This window comes from Burkholderia plantarii, from assembly GCF_001411805.1.
Lineage (GTDB): Bacteria > Pseudomonadota > Gammaproteobacteria > Burkholderiales > Burkholderiaceae > Burkholderia > Burkholderia plantarii.
In genome coordinates this window covers 2641873-2657956 of sequence record NZ_CP007213.1, presented here as the reverse complement: position 1 = coordinate 2657956, position 16084 = coordinate 2641873, and the positions used below count along the sequence as shown (strand labels likewise).

13 protein-coding genes are annotated in these 16084 nt (G+C 69.5%); 6 read left to right on the top strand and 7 right to left on the bottom strand.

Features of this window, described 5'->3' with window-relative positions:
* From bpln_RS27980 to bpln_RS27960, 5 genes are all read left to right on the top strand, one after another.
* On the top strand, positions 1–1185 hold the full coding sequence (locus tag bpln_RS27980) for a hypothetical protein (protein ID WP_055140634.1): 1185 nt from the start codon (positions 1–3) through the stop codon (positions 1183–1185).
* A 67-nt stretch (positions 1186–1252) separates the two neighbouring features.
* A complete protein-coding gene (locus bpln_RS27975) occupies positions 1253–3166 on the top strand; it encodes a phospholipase D-like domain-containing protein (RefSeq protein WP_063891346.1) in 1914 nt (637 codons plus the stop codon).
* Between the two features lie 203 nt (positions 3167–3369).
* Positions 3370–3816 (top strand): hypothetical protein, encoded by a 447-nt coding sequence (locus bpln_RS27970; protein WP_055140633.1) that lies wholly within the window; start codon positions 3370–3372, stop codon positions 3814–3816.
* Between the two features lie 1017 nt (positions 3817–4833).
* Positions 4834–5805 carry a sigma 54-interacting transcriptional regulator gene (locus tag bpln_RS27965; RefSeq protein ID WP_042628400.1) on the top strand — a complete coding sequence of 324 codons (972 nt, stop codon included), beginning with the start codon at positions 4834–4836 and terminating at the stop codon, positions 5803–5805.
* Between the two features lie 27 nt (positions 5806–5832).
* Complete coding sequence (locus tag bpln_RS27960) at positions 5833–6105, top strand: hypothetical protein (protein WP_226993694.1); 273 nt, start codon at positions 5833–5835, stop codon at positions 6103–6105.
* 38 nt (positions 6106–6143) lie between these two features.
* Here bpln_RS27960 and bpln_RS27955 read toward each other — a convergent pair whose 3' ends face one another.
* Positions 6144–6422, bottom strand: a complete 279-nt coding sequence (locus tag bpln_RS27955; RefSeq protein WP_042628398.1) for a 7(1) septoil knot domain-containing protein — start codon at positions 6420–6422, stop codon at positions 6144–6146.
* A 135-nt stretch (positions 6423–6557) separates the two neighbouring features.
* Here bpln_RS27955 and bpln_RS27950 point away from each other — a divergent pair, with 135 nt between their 5' ends.
* A complete protein-coding gene (locus bpln_RS27950) occupies positions 6558–6929 on the top strand; it encodes a hypothetical protein (protein ID WP_123863810.1) in 372 nt (123 codons plus the stop codon).
* A 54-nt stretch (positions 6930–6983) separates the two neighbouring features.
* Here bpln_RS27950 and bpln_RS27945 read toward each other — a convergent pair whose 3' ends face one another.
* The 6 genes from bpln_RS27945 to bpln_RS27920 form a co-directional block, all read right to left on the bottom strand.
* On the bottom strand, positions 6984–7451 hold the full coding sequence (locus bpln_RS27945; protein ID WP_148654206.1) for a hypothetical protein: 468 nt from the start codon (positions 7449–7451) through the stop codon (positions 6984–6986).
* Between the two features lie 117 nt (positions 7452–7568).
* Positions 7569–8975 (bottom strand): hypothetical protein, encoded by a 1407-nt coding sequence (locus bpln_RS27940; protein WP_148654205.1) that lies wholly within the window; start codon positions 8973–8975, stop codon positions 7569–7571.
* Positions 8976–9072: 97 nt separating this feature from the next.
* A complete protein-coding gene (locus bpln_RS27935; RefSeq protein WP_055140630.1) occupies positions 9073–10170 on the bottom strand; it encodes a GNAT family N-acetyltransferase in 1098 nt (365 codons plus the stop codon).
* 50 nt (positions 10171–10220) lie between these two features.
* Positions 10221–10784, bottom strand: a complete 564-nt coding sequence (locus bpln_RS27930) for a hypothetical protein (protein ID WP_042628393.1) — start codon at positions 10782–10784, stop codon at positions 10221–10223.
* Between the two features lie 75 nt (positions 10785–10859).
* Positions 10860–12026, bottom strand: a complete 1167-nt coding sequence (tssA, locus tag bpln_RS27925) for a type VI secretion system protein TssA (protein ID WP_055141256.1) — start codon at positions 12024–12026, stop codon at positions 10860–10862.
* Between the two features lie 5 nt (positions 12027–12031).
* A complete protein-coding gene (locus bpln_RS27920; protein ID WP_055140629.1) occupies positions 12032–16066 on the bottom strand; it encodes a type VI secretion system protein in 4035 nt (1344 codons plus the stop codon).
* Between the last annotated feature and the right edge of the window lie 18 nt (positions 16067–16084).

Below are 16084 nucleotides of genomic sequence, written 5' to 3'. Positions count from 1 at the left end.
ATGAGTACAACTATCGATATCGCCACCTACACCGTATGCTTCAGCGGGACCGCATGCACGCGCGACGAGGGGGAGGTGACCCGCATCGGCAGCGACAGGCGGATCTACTGTCCCGAGACCGGCTACATCCCGGTGCGGCTCCACAACGAGATATCGGGCGACCTGTTCAGCACCGCGTCGAGCGTCGTCGTGCGCGGCGTCGGCAACAACGACTGGGCGCAGCTGCGCAGCTTCTGCGAGCCGCTGCGGGTCGACGGGCCGCTCGAGGTGCCGGACGACCTGCTGCGCGAAGCGCGCAAGTACGCGTCGGTGGACAACCAGCATTCCTACATCGAGGCGGCGCATGCGTGGAGCGCGACCGCGCTCGCGCTGCACGGCGCCAATCTCGCCGTCGACAGCGGCGCGCGACGCTTCAACTTCATCGGCCATAGCCGCGGTGCCGTCGAATCGATCATGGCCGCGTGGTTTCTCTACGCGTATGGCCCTCGCGAGATACCCGTCAATATCTTCGCGATCGATCCGGTTCCGGGGCCGGGCAACTGGTACGGGATCCTGACCCAGCTGCCGCCCAACGTCGAGCACTACGTGGGCGTCTATGCATGGGACCACCTGGACAAGGGGTTCACGGCGCTGGTGCCGCGCCCGAACGGCCCGATGACGGGCCGCGCCGATGCGGTGCATCTGGGCAAGAAATGGGACACGCTGGCGGACGGCTACCAGCTTCGCGACCCGCTGGAAGCCGACACCGAGACGGCGCAACCGGAGCGATACAAGCTGTACGCGTGCCGCGGGCGGCACAGCACGGTCGCCGGCAATACCACCGGCGACGGCCAGTACGATCCGGCCAGGCTCGGCCGGCACGTCGCGCCGGTGCCGAAGCTCGTCTACAAGATGGCGCGCGCCTATCTGGCCGAGTGGGGGACGCGGTTCCTGGCCGGCAGCGAGGTGGGCGAGCGCGTCGAAGCACTGCGCCGGCAGATCCACACCGACCACACGGAATTCGACGCGATGGGCGGCGGCGCGATTCGCACCCATCGCGGGCGGCTGGTGTCGGCCAGCAGCGGCAGGGCATTCTGGAAAACCTCCTACTTCGAGGACGTGGTCGGTGATCCGCCTTACACGCTCTCCTATCCGGTCACGCCGGAACGCACCGGCGCCGGCTGGGTGAACTGGACGTTCCTGTAGCCCGGTGCCGCCGCGCCGCGCGGCGGCACCGACCCGGCCAACCCCTTCCCTCGACGAGATCGCCACGATGAGCAAGATCGACGACGTGCAGAACCAGATCACGCAGCAGCGCCCCGGGTACTTCAGCCACATCAGCGAGCCGAACTACGTGAGGATCCTCGATACGCCCGGCACCTGGGGCAGGGCGTTCGGCCCGGAGGTCATGCCGCGCGCGCACGAGCGGCAGGCGGACTTCGAACGCGCCATCAACGAGATCGTCCAGAAGTCGCGCTATCGCTGCGACCTGGCATCGTTGAACAGCCCGGACCCCGACTGGAGCCGCGTGGTGCTCGGCGCGATGGATACGGCGCTGAGCCAGCGCATGGGGCGCACCCGGCCGATCCAGTTCCGCTTCCTGTTCGGGCAGACGCCGCTCCATACGGTCTCGCTGCCGCCCGTCTATACGGCGTTCAGGGCCGGGCTGCTGCGGCTGGTGCGAAGCCGCAAGGCGAGCTGGGAACAGATGCCGGAAATCTGGCTCGGGCGTTTTTACCGGCTCAGGGCGGGTGTCGTGTCGTCGCTGAAGGCGCAGCTGTTCCCGCCGGAATTCATCTCGGACGACGATACGAAGATGACCTGGAATCACGCGAAGATCATCGCGATGGACGGCAGCGAGGCGCTGGTGGGCGGACACAACCTGAACATGGACCTGTTCCGCAGCTATCCGCCGGTTCACGACGTGTCGGTGATCGTGCATGGCGCCGCGGCGGAGGGGGCGCAGCGGTTCCTGAACGAGATGTGGGCGTGCGGCAAGGACCTGCTGACGTGCGAGACGCTCGACGTCACGGCCATGACGTGGCAGCGCGACGACGACGATCGTCGCAAACAGCCCGATCCGCTTGACGAGGCCGACGCCAAGGCCTACATCAAGGAGCGCCAGGAAGCGCTGATCAGTCTGCACGAGTCCGGCGAGCAGGGCGGCCCCGCCGCCGCGCCGCCGGCGGACGGGGGCGGCGCCGGCAGCGGCGACCAGCAGACGCTGATCGATCTCGCCAGGCCGGTGTTTCCCGAGCGCGTCGTCGATACGGGCTATGCCGGGTTTCACGAATACCGGCGCTCGACCCGCATGCTCGCGGTCGGCAAGTACTGGACGGGACCGAACATGAAGAGCGAATACAAGGACGCGTCCGAGATCATGAAGAGGACGCTGATCGAGGGCGCCGAACGCACGATCCTGATGTCGCAGATGGACCTGATCAGCGCGTGGAAGAAGAAGTGGTCGGACCACGTCGTGTGCCGATGGCTGATGGCCGCGCTGCTCGCGAAGCCGGAGCTGCAGGTGCGGGTGGTGGTGTCGCCGCAGGACGGCGGCGCCGGAGAGGAGGGCGATCAGTATTCGTTCGGCTCCGGCGCGCGGCGCACGTTCGACCTGATCGAGTACTACATGACACACTGCGCCGAGACCGACCGCCTGCTGCCCGATCCGGACCTCGCGCGCGCGAGGGCGGCGTTGAAGAGGCTGCACGTCGCGCCGTTCTACTACACGGACCGCGTACTGGAGACGCAGACGGCCGAGGGCCTGACCTATGCATGGCCCGACCTGTCGCCGGAAGGCTATACCGCCACGCTGAAGCGGCCGCCGCTGGCCGACAGCCCGCCGAGCCAGGGCATCATCGGCAGCGCCGCGTTCTCCGTGTTCAATGCGAGCGGTTACTACTATGACAAAGTCGCGTCGGCGCCCGGCAATCACGCGAAGATCATGATCGTCGACGACGAGATCTACGTGGTCGGCTCCGACAACCTGTATCCGGGCTCGCTGTCGGAGTTCAACTACCTGATCGAGGGCGAGGCGGCCGTGCGCGAGATGCTCGGATCGTACTGGGACAAGCTGTGGCAGTACTCCGGCCCGCACGCGGTCAGCACACTGGTCGTGCCGCACGACGCGATCGCGGGCAGGACGGCAGGCGCGGGCGGCGGTACGGCACGCGGCGGCAGGCATTGAATCGATGCCGGCGTCGCTGTTGCGCGCGGCAGCTTCGCCCGGCGGCTCGATTCGGCCCCGCGCGCGGTCACCCGGCACGCATCGACACGACCCGCCGGCCCGCCGGGCCGGATGGGGGCGGTGAGCGGCGGGGCCCGCCGGTTCGTTTTCCCGAACACGTCGCGCCCGCCAACGGCAGTCCCATCGAATCACGCGAGGAAACCATGGCCTATGTCATCACGAAAGTAGAAGGTGCCGCGCCGCTGACGGTCAGCGAGCGCAGGTGGGGAGATGCCACGCAAATCGATTTCGGCGCGATGACGAGCTGCATCTCGCTCGTCGAGCAGACGCCGGGCAAGCCGAACCTGGTGCGCGCCATCCATCTGTCGATCGTCGACGAGCACGGCGACCCGATCTTCAAGGACGAGACGAAAGTGCTCGAGCAGATCCGCACGATCATGGCGCCGAAAGGCAACCTGCGCGCCTGCATCGGGTGCATCGCCGTCTGGGAGAGCAACGGGCAGGAGTTGAAAAACTTCTTCCTCGAGCTGATGGCCACCCTTGGCATCAAGACACAGGTGCGGCTGGACGACAGCAGGTTGCAGGTGCGGCTCGAGAACGGCGGGATCCAGTACCGGCAGGACGGCGGCAACTGGATCAAGGTGGGCTGACGCGCAGGCGGCACGACCGGCCGGCACCGGCGCTCGCCGCATCCGCGGGCGCCGGCGCGGTACCGGGTGACGGTTGCCCGGGTTCGCCCGGTCGCGTCGACCGATCCTTTTCCTTGAAACGACATGGCGGTTCCGGGGGGGCGCCGGCATGTCACCGGCAGGCCGCGCCACGGCCGAAGCCGGTTCCCCCACCGCCGACACATGACGTTCGCGCCGCGCGCCCGGTAGCGGCCGGCAACACTAAACGAAAATAATTATTTTGCCAACGTCATATGGTTGTCTTGCTTGATGAGTCATTCCGTTATCGCCGACGACCGGCAGATTCGCATTCCGGCTTGACGGGGCCATATTACACTTCGAATTGGCGCCGGTAAATCGTTTGCGCCCTCGAATGAAATCCATGCGAAGGCGGCCGGAAAACCGGCGCCGCCGCGAGTGGGAAAATCAATCCGACCGGCCTGCGCGCCGCCGCGGCGCGCCCGTCCCGGCGGCGCGGCAGCGGCCTGCCGCCCCGGCTGTCCGGCCCGCCAGTCTTGGCATGGCGCCGTTTCAGCCGGTCCGGCAACGCCGCCGTTGCCGTCGTAAACCCGCGGTCTCGGCAAAAGTCGCATGCCACCCCTCAAGTTGCCTCGCGGAATACCGTTAATACCACTTCGACCGGATACCGGAGCGGATGCCGTATTAAACGCGCGTATACCTATGGTACCGAATTGACGGGATGGACTTTTCAATCGGATTGATTTACATATCCACCTTCATATTTCCAAACATTTCTTCACGAAACTTCTTTTCACGTCGGGAAATACTAATTACGATTATGCCGCGCAGGATGCTCGGCGCCGTGCGAACGGCGGCTGTCAACGGGGAGCACCGGAAGCGCGCAGGCGGGCCTGATCGGACCCGACCTGGCCGTATCGACAGGGATGTGCAGCCGTACCGCCCGACAATAAACGGCCCCGCCGCGACGTCCGCCCAGCGCACGCCGCCGGAGGCCAATCGACCAGCTTCGGAGTGCGTATGAACCAGAGTTCCCGTCTCAACATGCTCGGCTCGTCCGACGCCATGGAGGCGGTCAGACGCCAGATCGAGAAGATCGCGGGCGTCGACGTGCCGGTAACCGTGCTCGGCGAGACCGGCACGGGCAAGGAGCTCGCGGTGCGGGCCATCCATTACCTCAGCGAGCGCCGGCAGGCGCCGTTCGTTCCCGTCAATTGCGGCGCGCTGCCGGAAGCGCTCGTCGAAAGCGAGCTGTTCGGCCATGAGCGCGGCGCGTTCACCGACGCCAAGCTCGTCAGCGACGGCCTGATCGGCGAGGCCGAGGGCGGCACGCTGTTCCTCGACGAAATCGATGCGCTCGGCCTGAAGGCGCAGGCCGCGCTGCTGCGCTTCATGCAGGACGGCAGCTACCGGCGCGTGGGCGGCACCCGGATTCGCTTCGCGGACGTGCGCGTGGTGGTGGCCACCAACGCCGATCTCGCCGCGCTGGCCGAGACGCGGCAGTTCCGGCGCGACCTGCTGTACCGCCTCGACGTGGTGATGCTGCGGATTCCGCCCGTGCGCGAGCGCGGCGGCGACGTGGTCGAGCTGGCCGAGGCGTTCCTCGACCGGCTGCGCACGCGCTACGCGAAACCCGCGATGCGCCTTCACGAAACCTCGTACCCGCATCTGCGCGGCCACGCGTGGCCGGGCAACGTGCGCGAACTCGAGAACGCCGTGCATCGCGCCTTCCTGTTGAGCGAGGATAGTTTCGTGCGGCTCGGCGGCGCGGCCTGCGAGCCCGACGCGGACAGCGCCGCGTCCGCCGGCGCGCGCCCGTTCAAGACCGAGCGCGCGGCGGCGATCGCCAGCTTCGAGGTCGATTACCTGCGGCGGCTGCTGGCCGAGGCGAACGGCAATCTCTCGCAGGCCGCGCGGCTCGCGGGCGAGGAGCGCAGCGCGTTCGGCAAGCTGGTGCGCAAGCACGGCCTCGTGCGCGATCGCTCGAACTGAGCCGGGCGTGGCGATTGAGGTAAGCTTTTGGCTTTACGAATTCTCGACGGCAAGGTGCGCTTCATGAACGACGCGTTGATCCAGCACGTCGCCGCCCAAATCGCGCAGTATCTGCAGATGAATCCCGCCGCGGCCGACACGGTCGAAGGCATTCACCATTTCTGGGTCGGCGCGCAAACCGCGCAGCAGTCGCTCGAGCTCACGCAGGCGGCGCTCGATTACCTGCTCGCGCGCGGCGAGGTGGCCCGCGTGCCGATCGGCAACCGCATGCTGTGGCGCGCGCCGCGCGACGGCGCGTGACGAGGCGCGGCGGCCCGCGCCGGGCCGCCCCGTGGGGCTCAGCGCCGGAAACGCCCCTGCAGCGGGTGGGCGTGCTGCCAGCCCGCTTCGCCGTAGCTGTCGACGAAGCAGACCTTGAGCTGCGCCATGCCGAGGCTCGTGAAGTACAGCCATACATCCGCCTCCTGCTTGTCGCGCGTGATGAACCAGCGCGCGTCGCCATGCGCGAGCCCCCAGCTGCCGACGCGGTGGACGAGCAGGTCGGCGGTGCCGCGGTCGGACAGGTTGACGCGAAAATGCGCCTCGCCCATGTTGTTGGTCTGGTAGATGCGTGCCATCGGTGACGTGCTCCGGGCCGGACGAGGCCGGTTGAAGAAGTGGGTTGCCCAGGTGCCGCGCGAGCGGCGGGAGGCGGCGTCGGCCGCCGTGTGTCGCGCGGGCCGCCCGCGCGTTCGAACCTTGACGGGGCCGTGATGCGAAAAGACAAGCCATTCTCACCCACGTTGCGCCTGCGTGGCGACGCGCAGCGCGTCGAGGTGATCGTGCCGGACGGCACGACGCGCCCCGTGCTCGGCACGCGCGCGCCCGGCGACGACGACCGGCGTGCCGCCACCATCGAGCATGCCGGCGGCGCGGGCCGCTCGCCGCGCCAGCAGCCGCTCGCCTCGATCGAACTCGAACTGCCGCGCCGCGCGCAGACCATCCTCACGCAACGGCTGCCGCGCGAGGTGCGCGAGCGGCTGGACGGCGACGGCGCGGGGCGCAACGCGTCGGCGCGCAACGGCGACGGCGGCGACTCCGGCAGCGAGACGCTGATCGTGCCGGAGCCGGGCGAGGGCGGCTGACGACCTGCCCGACGCGCCCGGCGCCGGCCGCGCCACGCTTGCCCGCCGTGCGGCCTACTCGTAGAGATGGGGGCGGTTGCTCTTGTAGAACTCGTGCTCCGGCGTACCCGGCGTCTCGGCGGCGTGCAGATGGACGGCGACGCCCCGCAGCGGCGTGGCGAGCACGCCGAGCGTGGCCGCGGCCAGCGCGCGCGGGTCGAGGTTCCAGGCGGCGTGGCCGGCGCTGCGCATGAATCCCGCCGTCTCCGCGAAGGTGGCCGCCGTGGTGCTGGACATGCGCCTTTGCGCCACCGCATCCATCGCGTCCTTCATGGCTTCGCTCGCGATCGGCGCGAGCGGCACCCTCGTCCTCAGCAGCCCGTCGTTCGCGGTCTTCACGGCGTCCCCGTACGGCGAATCGTGATGCGCGATCTGCCTGCCGAACTCGGTGCGCTGCGTTTCGGCATCGGGATGGTTGAAGGCGGACAGGAGGAAGCCGCCGATCGGCGGGCCAAACACCATTGCCTTGCGTCGAAAGCCCATGCGATATCTCCTTGTGTGGGCGTGGGTGAAACGTGATGAAGCGGGATGAAGCGCGATGCCGCGCGCGGCGTCGCCGGGGCGATGACCCCGGCGCCGGATGCGCGGCGGCCCGGGCGCTCAGGGTTTGTGGGCCGCCACGTATTGCGCCCGCAGCGCCTTCGTTTCGTCGTGGGTCAACGTGGTGACATCCGTGCCCGCCCGGGCAGTCCAGAACGGCGTGGTGGAGGCGGTGCCGCCGCGGATCGCGTCCAGTTCCGCCTTGAACGCATCCTTGCTCGCCCATTTCTGCTGCACCTCGGCCAGCTCCGCGGCGTGGCCGGATTTCGTCAGCTTGGCGGCGACGTAGGCGCGCTTCAGCTGCTGGTGTTCCAGCGGGTCGCTTGCCTTGTCGACGGTGCTCCAGTCGGTCCCGCTCGTGTGCCGGGCGTCCCACCACTTGCCCGCCTCCTGCGGTGTCGCGGCGCCGGTGCGGATCTGCTCGAGTTTGCCCGCGAACGCCGCGCTCGCCATGTCCGGCGGCGCGAGATAGTGCGCGATGGCGTGCCGCTCCAGCTTGCGCGCGACGTACTCGTCGCGCAGCTGCTCGCGTGCCTGCGCGTGCTCGGGGTCGCCCAGCGGATCCAGCGCGACGCCCTTGCCCTGCCACCAGCCGCCCTGTTCGACGGCGGTGCGGGTGCGGTCGTGGATGGCCTTCAGCTTGGTGTCGAAGCGCAGGCCCGCCTCGCGCAGCGCCCTGGCATGCGCTTGATAGATGCTGCCGCGCATTCCCAGGTGCTTGTCGCGCACCGCCTCGGCGCCGGCGCCGCCGGCGTCGAGCTTGTCGCGCAGGACGCTCGCGCCCAGCTTCGGGCTCATTTTGGTGTTGCCCAGCTGCGGATACGCATCCAGCATGTCGCTGCCGAAATTGGGAATCGAGGGCGCGCCGACGTTTTGCATGTGCCACTTGCCGGCCATCGTCGTCGCGCGCATGCCCGAACCCACCAGCCCGAGGCCGAGACCGCGCGCGCCGGTGATGTCCTCCACGAACGACCCCATCGTCAGTCCGCCGAAGTATTTCGCCTGGCTGGCTTCGCTGTTCCGGGCCGTCGCGCGCGTGGGTACGTAGGTATCCTCCGCGAGATACTTCATCGCGTTGCCTTCGATGGTGGCGCGCTCCAGCGAGAGGGTGGCCGGAATCGCCTTGCTGCGCTTGTCCTTGTCGAAGTACGACGTTTCGCCCATCGGCTGCAGCATGCCCTGCACCCATGACTTGGTGGGTTTGCTGGCGTCGTAGGTCTTGTTGCTCGGCTTGTTCGACTGCTGCACCGAAGTCGAATAGGTGCCGTGGATGTCGACAACGTGATGGGTGCCGCCGATCGCATACGGGACGTTCAACTGCGTATACACGCTCTCGGTGCGGGTGCCGGTGGCCAGTGCCTGGATCCCGTCGGTAAACGAGGCGCCACGCTGCTGCGGCGGCAGGGGCGGCGGCGGCGCGGGGTCGTGGGTCGGCTCGTAGAAGACTTTCTTGACCGGCGGCATCATGCCGGTGAACGGATTGGTTCGTTTCATCGCTGCACCTCCGGCAACGGGATGGGCATGCGCGGGGCCGGCGGCCGTCGCGCGATCCGGGCGCGCGCGCTCACGAGGCGCTGCTCGCGAGCGGCACCGCGGCCCGCACGTCCAGTTCGAGCCGGTCGGTCAGCGCGTGCAGCTCGCTCGCGATGCGCGCCGGCGCGTCCGGCTCCCCGATCCGGTAGAACAGCTGGTTGCCGTTGGGCGGCACGGCGCGGATGCCGGTATCGACGAAGCCGATCTTCTCCAGCGCCCGGCGCGACGCGGCGTTGGTGTCGTAGACCGTGGCGTAGCAGGTGCGCATGCCGGCGTGCCGGTGCGCGGCGGCCAGCAGCAGCGCCGCCGCGCCGGAGCCGAAGCCGTGGCCCTGGAAATCGCGGCCGATCCAGTAGTAGAAGAACCCCATGTCGCGGTATTGCGTGAGGCCGACGTTGCCGATGAAGCCCCACGAGCGGTGCATCACGGCGAACTGCCGGTCGCCCTGCGCGTAGCTGGCGTCGAGCCAGCGGTGCCACGCGGCGTCGTCGTCGAAGCGCGGCAGGCAGCACCATTCGGCGATCGCGGGATCGTAGTACTGCCAGCGGAAATCGGCGAGGTGCTGGTGGCCGAGCGGCTCGAGGTAGAGCGGCTCGTCGTCGTGCGCGATGCCGTGCATCGGCAGCGAGCCGCGGCGCCAGTCGCGCCAGGCGAGCAGGTCGCGATAGGTGGCCGCGTGATCGTGCCGGCCCGGGTCGGCGAACTGCATCGTCACGGCGAAGTCGAGCGCCGCGTCGATGTCGCCGGCCAGGTGGCAGGCGCGGCCGAGCGGCGCGAGCACGGCGGGGTCGCGCCGCTGGTCCGGCGTGAGCGACGCGCCCACCGCGAGCGCGAGCGGCCAGCAGGCCCAGGCGGCGGCCAGCGTCAGCAGGGCCCGCTTCGCCGCCGCGTCGAACGCCTCGTGATGCTGCTCCCAGCAGCGGCGCAGCCCGATCAGCCAGCTCACGCGGTCCGGCGGGGCGAGCGTCGCCGCGTGCCCGGGCAGCGAGGGCAGCCACGCGAGCAGGGCCGAGGCGTGCCAGTCGGCTTCGGTCAGTGCGTGCAGCGCGGCGTCGAGCGTGGTGACGGCGGCCGTGTCCGCCGGCGGTTGGCGGAGCGCGCCGGCCGCCGGCGCATGGCTTGGCATCATCGCGATTCCTCCTGCGCCGCCGGCCGGCGACGCGTTCTCGATTGATCCGGTCAGGTCAGCGACTTGCCCGGTCGCGTCACCGGCAGGTCGGCGAAGTTGTAGAGCTTGGCGTACTCCAGCTTGACCTTCCGTTCCGGCCAATCGAGGATCGCATGGTGTGGTTCGCTGGCCTGGTCCGAGGCGCGGCGCTGCGACGCGACGGCATCGAGTTCCCCCTGGATCAGCGAGTCGCCCAGCAGGACGCCCCGATTGGCGTCGTAGGCGTGCCGGCCTTCGTGCGCGAGATCCCCGGCCGGATGGGGGCTCGACGTCTTGACGGTGAGCGAGTGGCCCTGCGGCGAGTAGAGGTTGCGGTTGCCCAACTCGACGTGCAGCTCGGGCCGCTCGGGATGCAACTGCTCGTGGGCCTCGATGCCGGACCAGATCGCATGCACCTCGGGCACCCGTGAGCGCAGGTCGTCGACGTGCTGCCGCACGGCCGGCGTCGCATAGCTGATGTCGCGCCGTTGAAACTGGACGAGCGCACTCAGCTGCGCCGTCGACTGCGAGAGGCGGGAGGCATTGCCGAGCTGCTGGGAGAGGATCTTGCTGCCCTGTCTGAAGAGGAAAACCATGCGTATCTCCTGTGCCGGAACGGGTCCGGCGAACGGTTGAGCCGGCCCGGTGGTGCGGGCCGGCCGGATGTCGTGTCAGGACGGGTTGTTCGGCTGCGCGTTCTCGATCCCCACCATCTCGAAGATGTTGAGTTGCCCGCCCAGCCGCAGGAACAGCTCCTGATACAGCTCGGCCGTGTTCATGCGGCCCCACAGCGTGGCGCGCCGCACCAGATACGGCACGGGGCTGTGCGGCTCCATGCGGATCAGGAATTCGGCGATTTCCTCCAGCCGCGCATAGGCATCGGCGCGATCGCGGATCGCGGCGGCCAGGGCCGGCGCCTCGGCCATGCCGTGCGCGGCCGGGGCGGCCGCCGCGGGCGTCGCACCGGTTTCCTCGCCGGCCGCCCCGGCGTCTGCCGCGGGCGATGCCTCCACCGCCGGCGGCTCGATCTGCACGCCCTGCTTGTGCAGCTCGCCGTCGACGAGCGAGCGGATCGACTCGAGCAGCTCCACCGTCTTGTGCAGGCTCGGCGCGTCGCCCTCGAAGCGCGGCTCGAGCGCCGCGCTCGTTTCCGCGAGCGCCTGCAGCGCATCGGACAGGCGCGCGCGCAGTTCGAGGAAGTCGGCGGCCGAGGTGGCGCGCAGCGCCTCCTGCAGCTGCGCGAGCGTGGCGCCCTCGGCCGGCAGGTCGGTGCGGCCGCCGGCGCGCGCGCGCTCGTGATAGTGCGCGCGCTCCCAGTCGGCCCAGCAGTAGACCTTGCCCTCCTCGAGCCGGATCAGCGGCGCGAGCCGCAGCGCCGCCAGGTTCTTGTCGGAAATCGAGCGGATGATGTTGGCGCGATGCTCGTAGTCGCCCTGGCTCGGGAACGGATGGATGTGATCCCAGTAGCGCGAGACCATCTCGCGCAGCAGCACCAGCGTGGGCGCGATGCCGGCGATGCCGTACTGCTTGAGCTGCGCCTCGTAGAGCCAGGCCAGCAGCTGCATGTCCTTGCTCTCATGCGCCAGCATGTCGGCGATCAGGTGGCTGACCTTGAGCCAGTCGGCGCGCTTCAGGTCGCGCTGCCAGGCGCCCATCGGCAGGGTGGGGTCGTCGTGGCGCCGCTCGTAGACGATCTGCGCGTAGCTGCGGCTTTCCCGCGCCGGCCGCCCGCACGGGTCGTGCCCGTCGAGCGGCGCGAGCAGCGCGTCGAAATCGATGCGCAGGGTCTCCTGGAAATGTCGGCGGGCATCGGCGAGCAGCGAGGGATGGGTCGTCATGGCGTTCATTGGGGTGCGGAAATCGGGAATGCCACCGGCAGTTTCAGCGGCGTGGGGGTTTTCGCGTTCACGTTCGACACGCGAATGCCGAGGAACACGTGCGCGGTGTCGGTGACGGGGCTGCCGGCCGGCTTCGCCTGCAGCACCGGGACGTCGAACTGCAGCAGCGCGCGCGACGCGTCGCGCGGATCGGTGGCCGGCTCCGAATCGGGGCGATGGCGCTCGATCATGCGCAGCAGCGCCCAGTTGCCGGTGGCCGCGAACGACGCGGTATTGCCGTCCACCTGCAGGTCGGGCGCGGTGACGGCCAGCGACGGCCGCCACAGCGACAGGCCGGCCCACGACAGGTCGAGCACCAGCGGCTGCCCGAACTGCCAGTCCATGGCGCTGCCGCCGTTCGGGAACGACACGCCCTTGGCGCCCGACACCAGGTTCATTTCGCTGATCTGGTTGCTGCCGTTCGCGCCGGGCTTCAGCGCGCGGAAGTTCACGTTCAGGCTGACGAGCGGGGCGGCGTCGCCGGTGGTGTTCGCGCTGCCCGCGCCGGCCGCGTCGCCCGGCGCGGACGCCGGCACCACGTTGCCCTGCAGGAACGCGTCCACCTGGTCGAGCTGCGCCAGGAACTGCCGCACGTTCTTCCAGTACGGATCCTTGAGGCCCGCCACCTGCTTCTCGAGCGCGGCGCGCCGGCTCTCGTAGTCGGTGAAGAAGCTCTTCACGGCGTTCAGGCCCGCGTCGTCGGCGTCGAGCGTGCCGAACGGATAGCGGCCGGCCAGCTCGCGGTTGAAGCGGCTCGCCACCGGTTGGTAGGCGTTCTGCGCCTGCGCGTAGCGCTCGCCCTTGCAGCGCATCTGCACGCTCTGCATCAGCTGGCCGCGATGGTTCGAGAACAGGTCGTTGCCGAGGGCGGGCGACGAGTACGCGGCCAGCTGCTCGCCGCAGTTGCTGTTCTGCAGCGCCGGCAGCACCTTCAGGAACAGGTTGTCGAGCACGGCCGGCTGCGAGTTCGGATCCTTGCCCTGCGTGTAGCGCTTGATCTCGCTCCCGGTGTTGTTCCAGTAGGCCGCGTTCGCGGTGTTGGGGCTCGTGCTCGAGGCCGCCGGCCCGGCCTGCCCGAGATAGTCGAGGAACGGCTGCGCGTAGCCCACCAGCACCTGCACGCGGCTGACCTGGCGCGCCAGCATGTCGGTCACCACCGGCGTGCTGCCGAGGTCGAAGAAGTACGCGTCCGGATCCTGCGAGGCGGGCAGGTAGGCCGGCTGGTAGAGCTGGCTCTGGTCGGCCAGCAGCGAGATGCGGCCGAGCTGGCTGTTGGCGTACTGGTGCGCGCACTGCGTGAGCTGGGTGGCGCTGCCGTCCATGCCGAGCGCGCGGAACTGCTTCTCGACGTTCAGCACCAGCGGCGAGATCGTCGCGAAGTTGCCGCTGTCGGCGCTCTGCTGGGCCTCGGTGCTGGTGTCGGTGCCGCTCGTGGCGAGGCCGGCGGCGGCCTGCGCCTGCGCGAGGTCGTTGTTCATCGCCAGCTCGAGCTGGTAGCGGGCCAGCTGGCGATAGAGCGCGTCGGGCTGGCCGCCCTTCAGCGCCGGCTGGGCGAGGAACGTCTGGTAGTCGGCCGCGTACTGGTTCGCGTCCTTCAGCAGGCCCGGGCTCCAGTTGGCGAGGTTGCCGGTGCAGCTGAACGCGGTGAGCGGGTTGATCGACATGTAGCCGAGGCTGCTCAACGCGTTCAGGCCGGTCAGCTCGCCCTGCATCGACGGGTTCAGCGCGATCCGGCCGTCGAGGTTGACGAACAGCGGGCCGTAGCCGGGCAGCGACAGGCTGTTGAGCGTCTGCATCGCGAGCGGATACTGATGCGCGGCGTCGAACTGCGCGCCGACCTGCGCCTGCAGATAGGACGGATAGCCGAAATCGGTGACGAGCGGCTTGAGGCTCGCCACCAGCTGGTTCTGCACGGTCAGGATCGGGTTGTCGGTGGCGCTGGAGCCGAGCCACGCGGTGCGGATCCAGTTCAGCCAGTGCGTGAACTGCCGCACGTGCGGCAGGATCGGCTGCTTCTTCGCCTGCAACTGATCGAGCAGCGGCAGGCCGGCCTGCAGCTCCGACTGCAGCAGGCTGCCCGCCTGCGCGGCCAGCGCGGCGATGTGGTTGCCGACGTTCTGCTTCAGCTGCGGCGGGGTGGCGATGGCACCGCTGAAATCCTGGTCGGTGAGGGCCGCGAGCGTGGCCGGCAGCAGGCCGGGGCGGCTGCGCACGTAGGGCGGCACCGGCGTGCGGTAGGCGTATTCGACCAGATCGAAGAAGCCCGGCAGCGGCGCGCGGTCCTTCGCGTAGGGGGTCTTGCCGAGCAGGCGCTGGAAGCGGCTCGCGTTGCGTTCGTACTGGTCCACGCGCTGCACGAAGCCGTTCAGCTGGCCGAGTGCCTGCGTGTAGTCGAGCCCGGCGATGATGCCGCGGGTGGCCTCGGCGCCCAGTTCGCCGGCGCGCTGCGAGAGCTGGCAGGCGAGACCCGGCAGGATCACCTTGCGGAACGCGGTGTCGATCACGCGCCGCGCGCTCTGGCTGCTCAGGCGCGAGTCGACCAGCGACACCGGCAGCAGCCAGCTGCTCGCGTCGGCGTCGATCTGCGCGACCTGCTCGACCAGCTGGTAGACGGGCGCCTGCGCGATGCAGCCGGCGCCGGGCACGGGCGCCTGCAACTGCTGCATCCGTTCGAGCGCCTGCACCACGCGGTCGATCTGCGCGTCGATCATCCAGACCCGCACCGCGAACGCGATCAGCAGCAGCGAGAAGCCGATCACGCCGAACCACTGCACGCGGCGGATCAGCAGGTTGCGCGACCAGACGCCGGCCCGCGTCGGGCGGGCCAGGTGTTTCTCGGCGAGCACCTTGTCGATCATCAGGTCGCGCACGAACGCCACGTCGCGGCGCGGGCCGTCGCGATGCTCGACCTGGTCGCCGTGGTCCGCCACGGTGCCGGTGAAATAGACGCCGCGCAGGAAGAACGTGGTCTCCCAGGCCGAGACCTGGAACACCGTGGCGAGCCACTGCTCGAACGGCGCCTGCAGCTGCGCGAAGCGCAGCGGGTAGAGGAACATCGGATCGGCGTCGTGCTCGGCGATCCGCTCGCAATGCGCGGCGGTTTCCACCTGCAGCGCCTGCAGCTGCGCGCCGATCGCTTCGAACACGGTGGCGCCCCACTGCGCGGGCGGCGTTTCGAGCGACTGGCTTGGCGCCGACCAGCCCACCATCTCGGCGTGCCGCTGCGGCGCCTGCGAGCGCCAGAACGCGCTGAAGCCCTCGACGTGATCGCAGGCGGTCACCACCACGTAGACGGGCAGCGCGAATTCGAGCCGCTCCTCGATGGTGCGCAGCTGCTGGCGCGCGTTCTGCGCGACCGCCATCAGCCGGGCCGGATCGCGCTGCAGGAAGGTGGTGGCAGAGACCGCCAGCACGATGCCGTCGAGCGCGCGCTCGGGGCGCAGCGCGTCGAGCTGGTCGAGGAATTTCTGCCAGCGGCGCAGGTCCGCGTCGTCGGCGGTGCCGTCGCCGAGCGCCACGGTGGCGGCCGACTCGGGCCACTTGCCGTCGGGATCGAGCACCAGGCCCTGGTCGAGCGCATACCAGCTGGCGCCCTCGAGTTCGAGCTGCTTCTGGCGCTCGTCGAGCGGCTGGGTGTGCTGCGGGCCCACCGATTCGAGCAGGCTGGTCTTGCCGGCGCCGGCCTGGCCGAGCATCAGCAGCCACGGCGTGCCGTAGCGCCATTCGCGGCCGGTGCGCAGGTAGTCGACGGCCAGCGTGGCGCGCTCGATCCAGCCCTTCACGCGGTTGCCGGCGGCCGGTTCGCAGCCGCACAGCGGCGGCACGGCCGGCGCCTTGACGAGCGGCTTGAGCCGGGCCCACAGCTTGCCGGCCAGCTTCAGCAGCACCAGCAGCGCCAGCACGGCGGCGGCCGCCATCAGCACGAGCTTGAGCGTGCCGGGCTCGGGAGCCCAGCCGGTCTGCGCCTTCAGCCAGGCGGTCGATTTCTGTAATGCGTCCACGAATTGCGCTCCTGCCTG

Excerpts from the sequence above, each read along its gene's own strand:
- bpln_RS27970 (WP_055140633.1), top strand. The coding sequence starts at position 3,370 with ATGGCCTATGTCATCACGAAAGTAGAAGGTGCCGCGCCGCTGACGGTC.
- bpln_RS27975 (WP_063891346.1), top strand. The coding sequence starts at position 1,253 with ATGAGCAAGATCGACGACGTGCAGAACCAGATCACGCAGCAGCGCCCC.
- bpln_RS27945 (WP_148654206.1), bottom strand. The coding sequence starts at position 7,451 with ATGGGCTTTCGACGCAAGGCAATGGTGTTTGGCCCGCCGATCGGCGGC.
- bpln_RS27980 (WP_055140634.1), top strand. The coding sequence starts at position 1 with ATGAGTACAACTATCGATATCGCCACCTACACCGTATGCTTCAGCGGG.
- bpln_RS27930 (WP_042628393.1), bottom strand. The coding sequence starts at position 10,784 with ATGGTTTTCCTCTTCAGACAGGGCAGCAAGATCCTCTCCCAGCAGCTC.
- bpln_RS27965 (WP_042628400.1), top strand. The coding sequence starts at position 4,834 with ATGAACCAGAGTTCCCGTCTCAACATGCTCGGCTCGTCCGACGCCATG.
- bpln_RS27950 (WP_123863810.1), top strand. The coding sequence starts at position 6,558 with ATGCGAAAAGACAAGCCATTCTCACCCACGTTGCGCCTGCGTGGCGAC.
- bpln_RS27940 (WP_148654205.1), bottom strand. The coding sequence starts at position 8,975 with ATGATGCCGCCGGTCAAGAAAGTCTTCTACGAGCCGACCCACGACCCC.
- bpln_RS27935 (WP_055140630.1), bottom strand. The coding sequence starts at position 10,170 with ATGATGCCAAGCCATGCGCCGGCGGCCGGCGCGCTCCGCCAACCGCCG.
- bpln_RS27955 (WP_042628398.1), bottom strand. The coding sequence starts at position 6,422 with ATGGCACGCATCTACCAGACCAACAACATGGGCGAGGCGCATTTTCGC.
- tssA (WP_055141256.1), bottom strand. The coding sequence starts at position 12,026 with ATGACGACCCATCCCTCGCTGCTCGCCGATGCCCGCCGACATTTCCAG.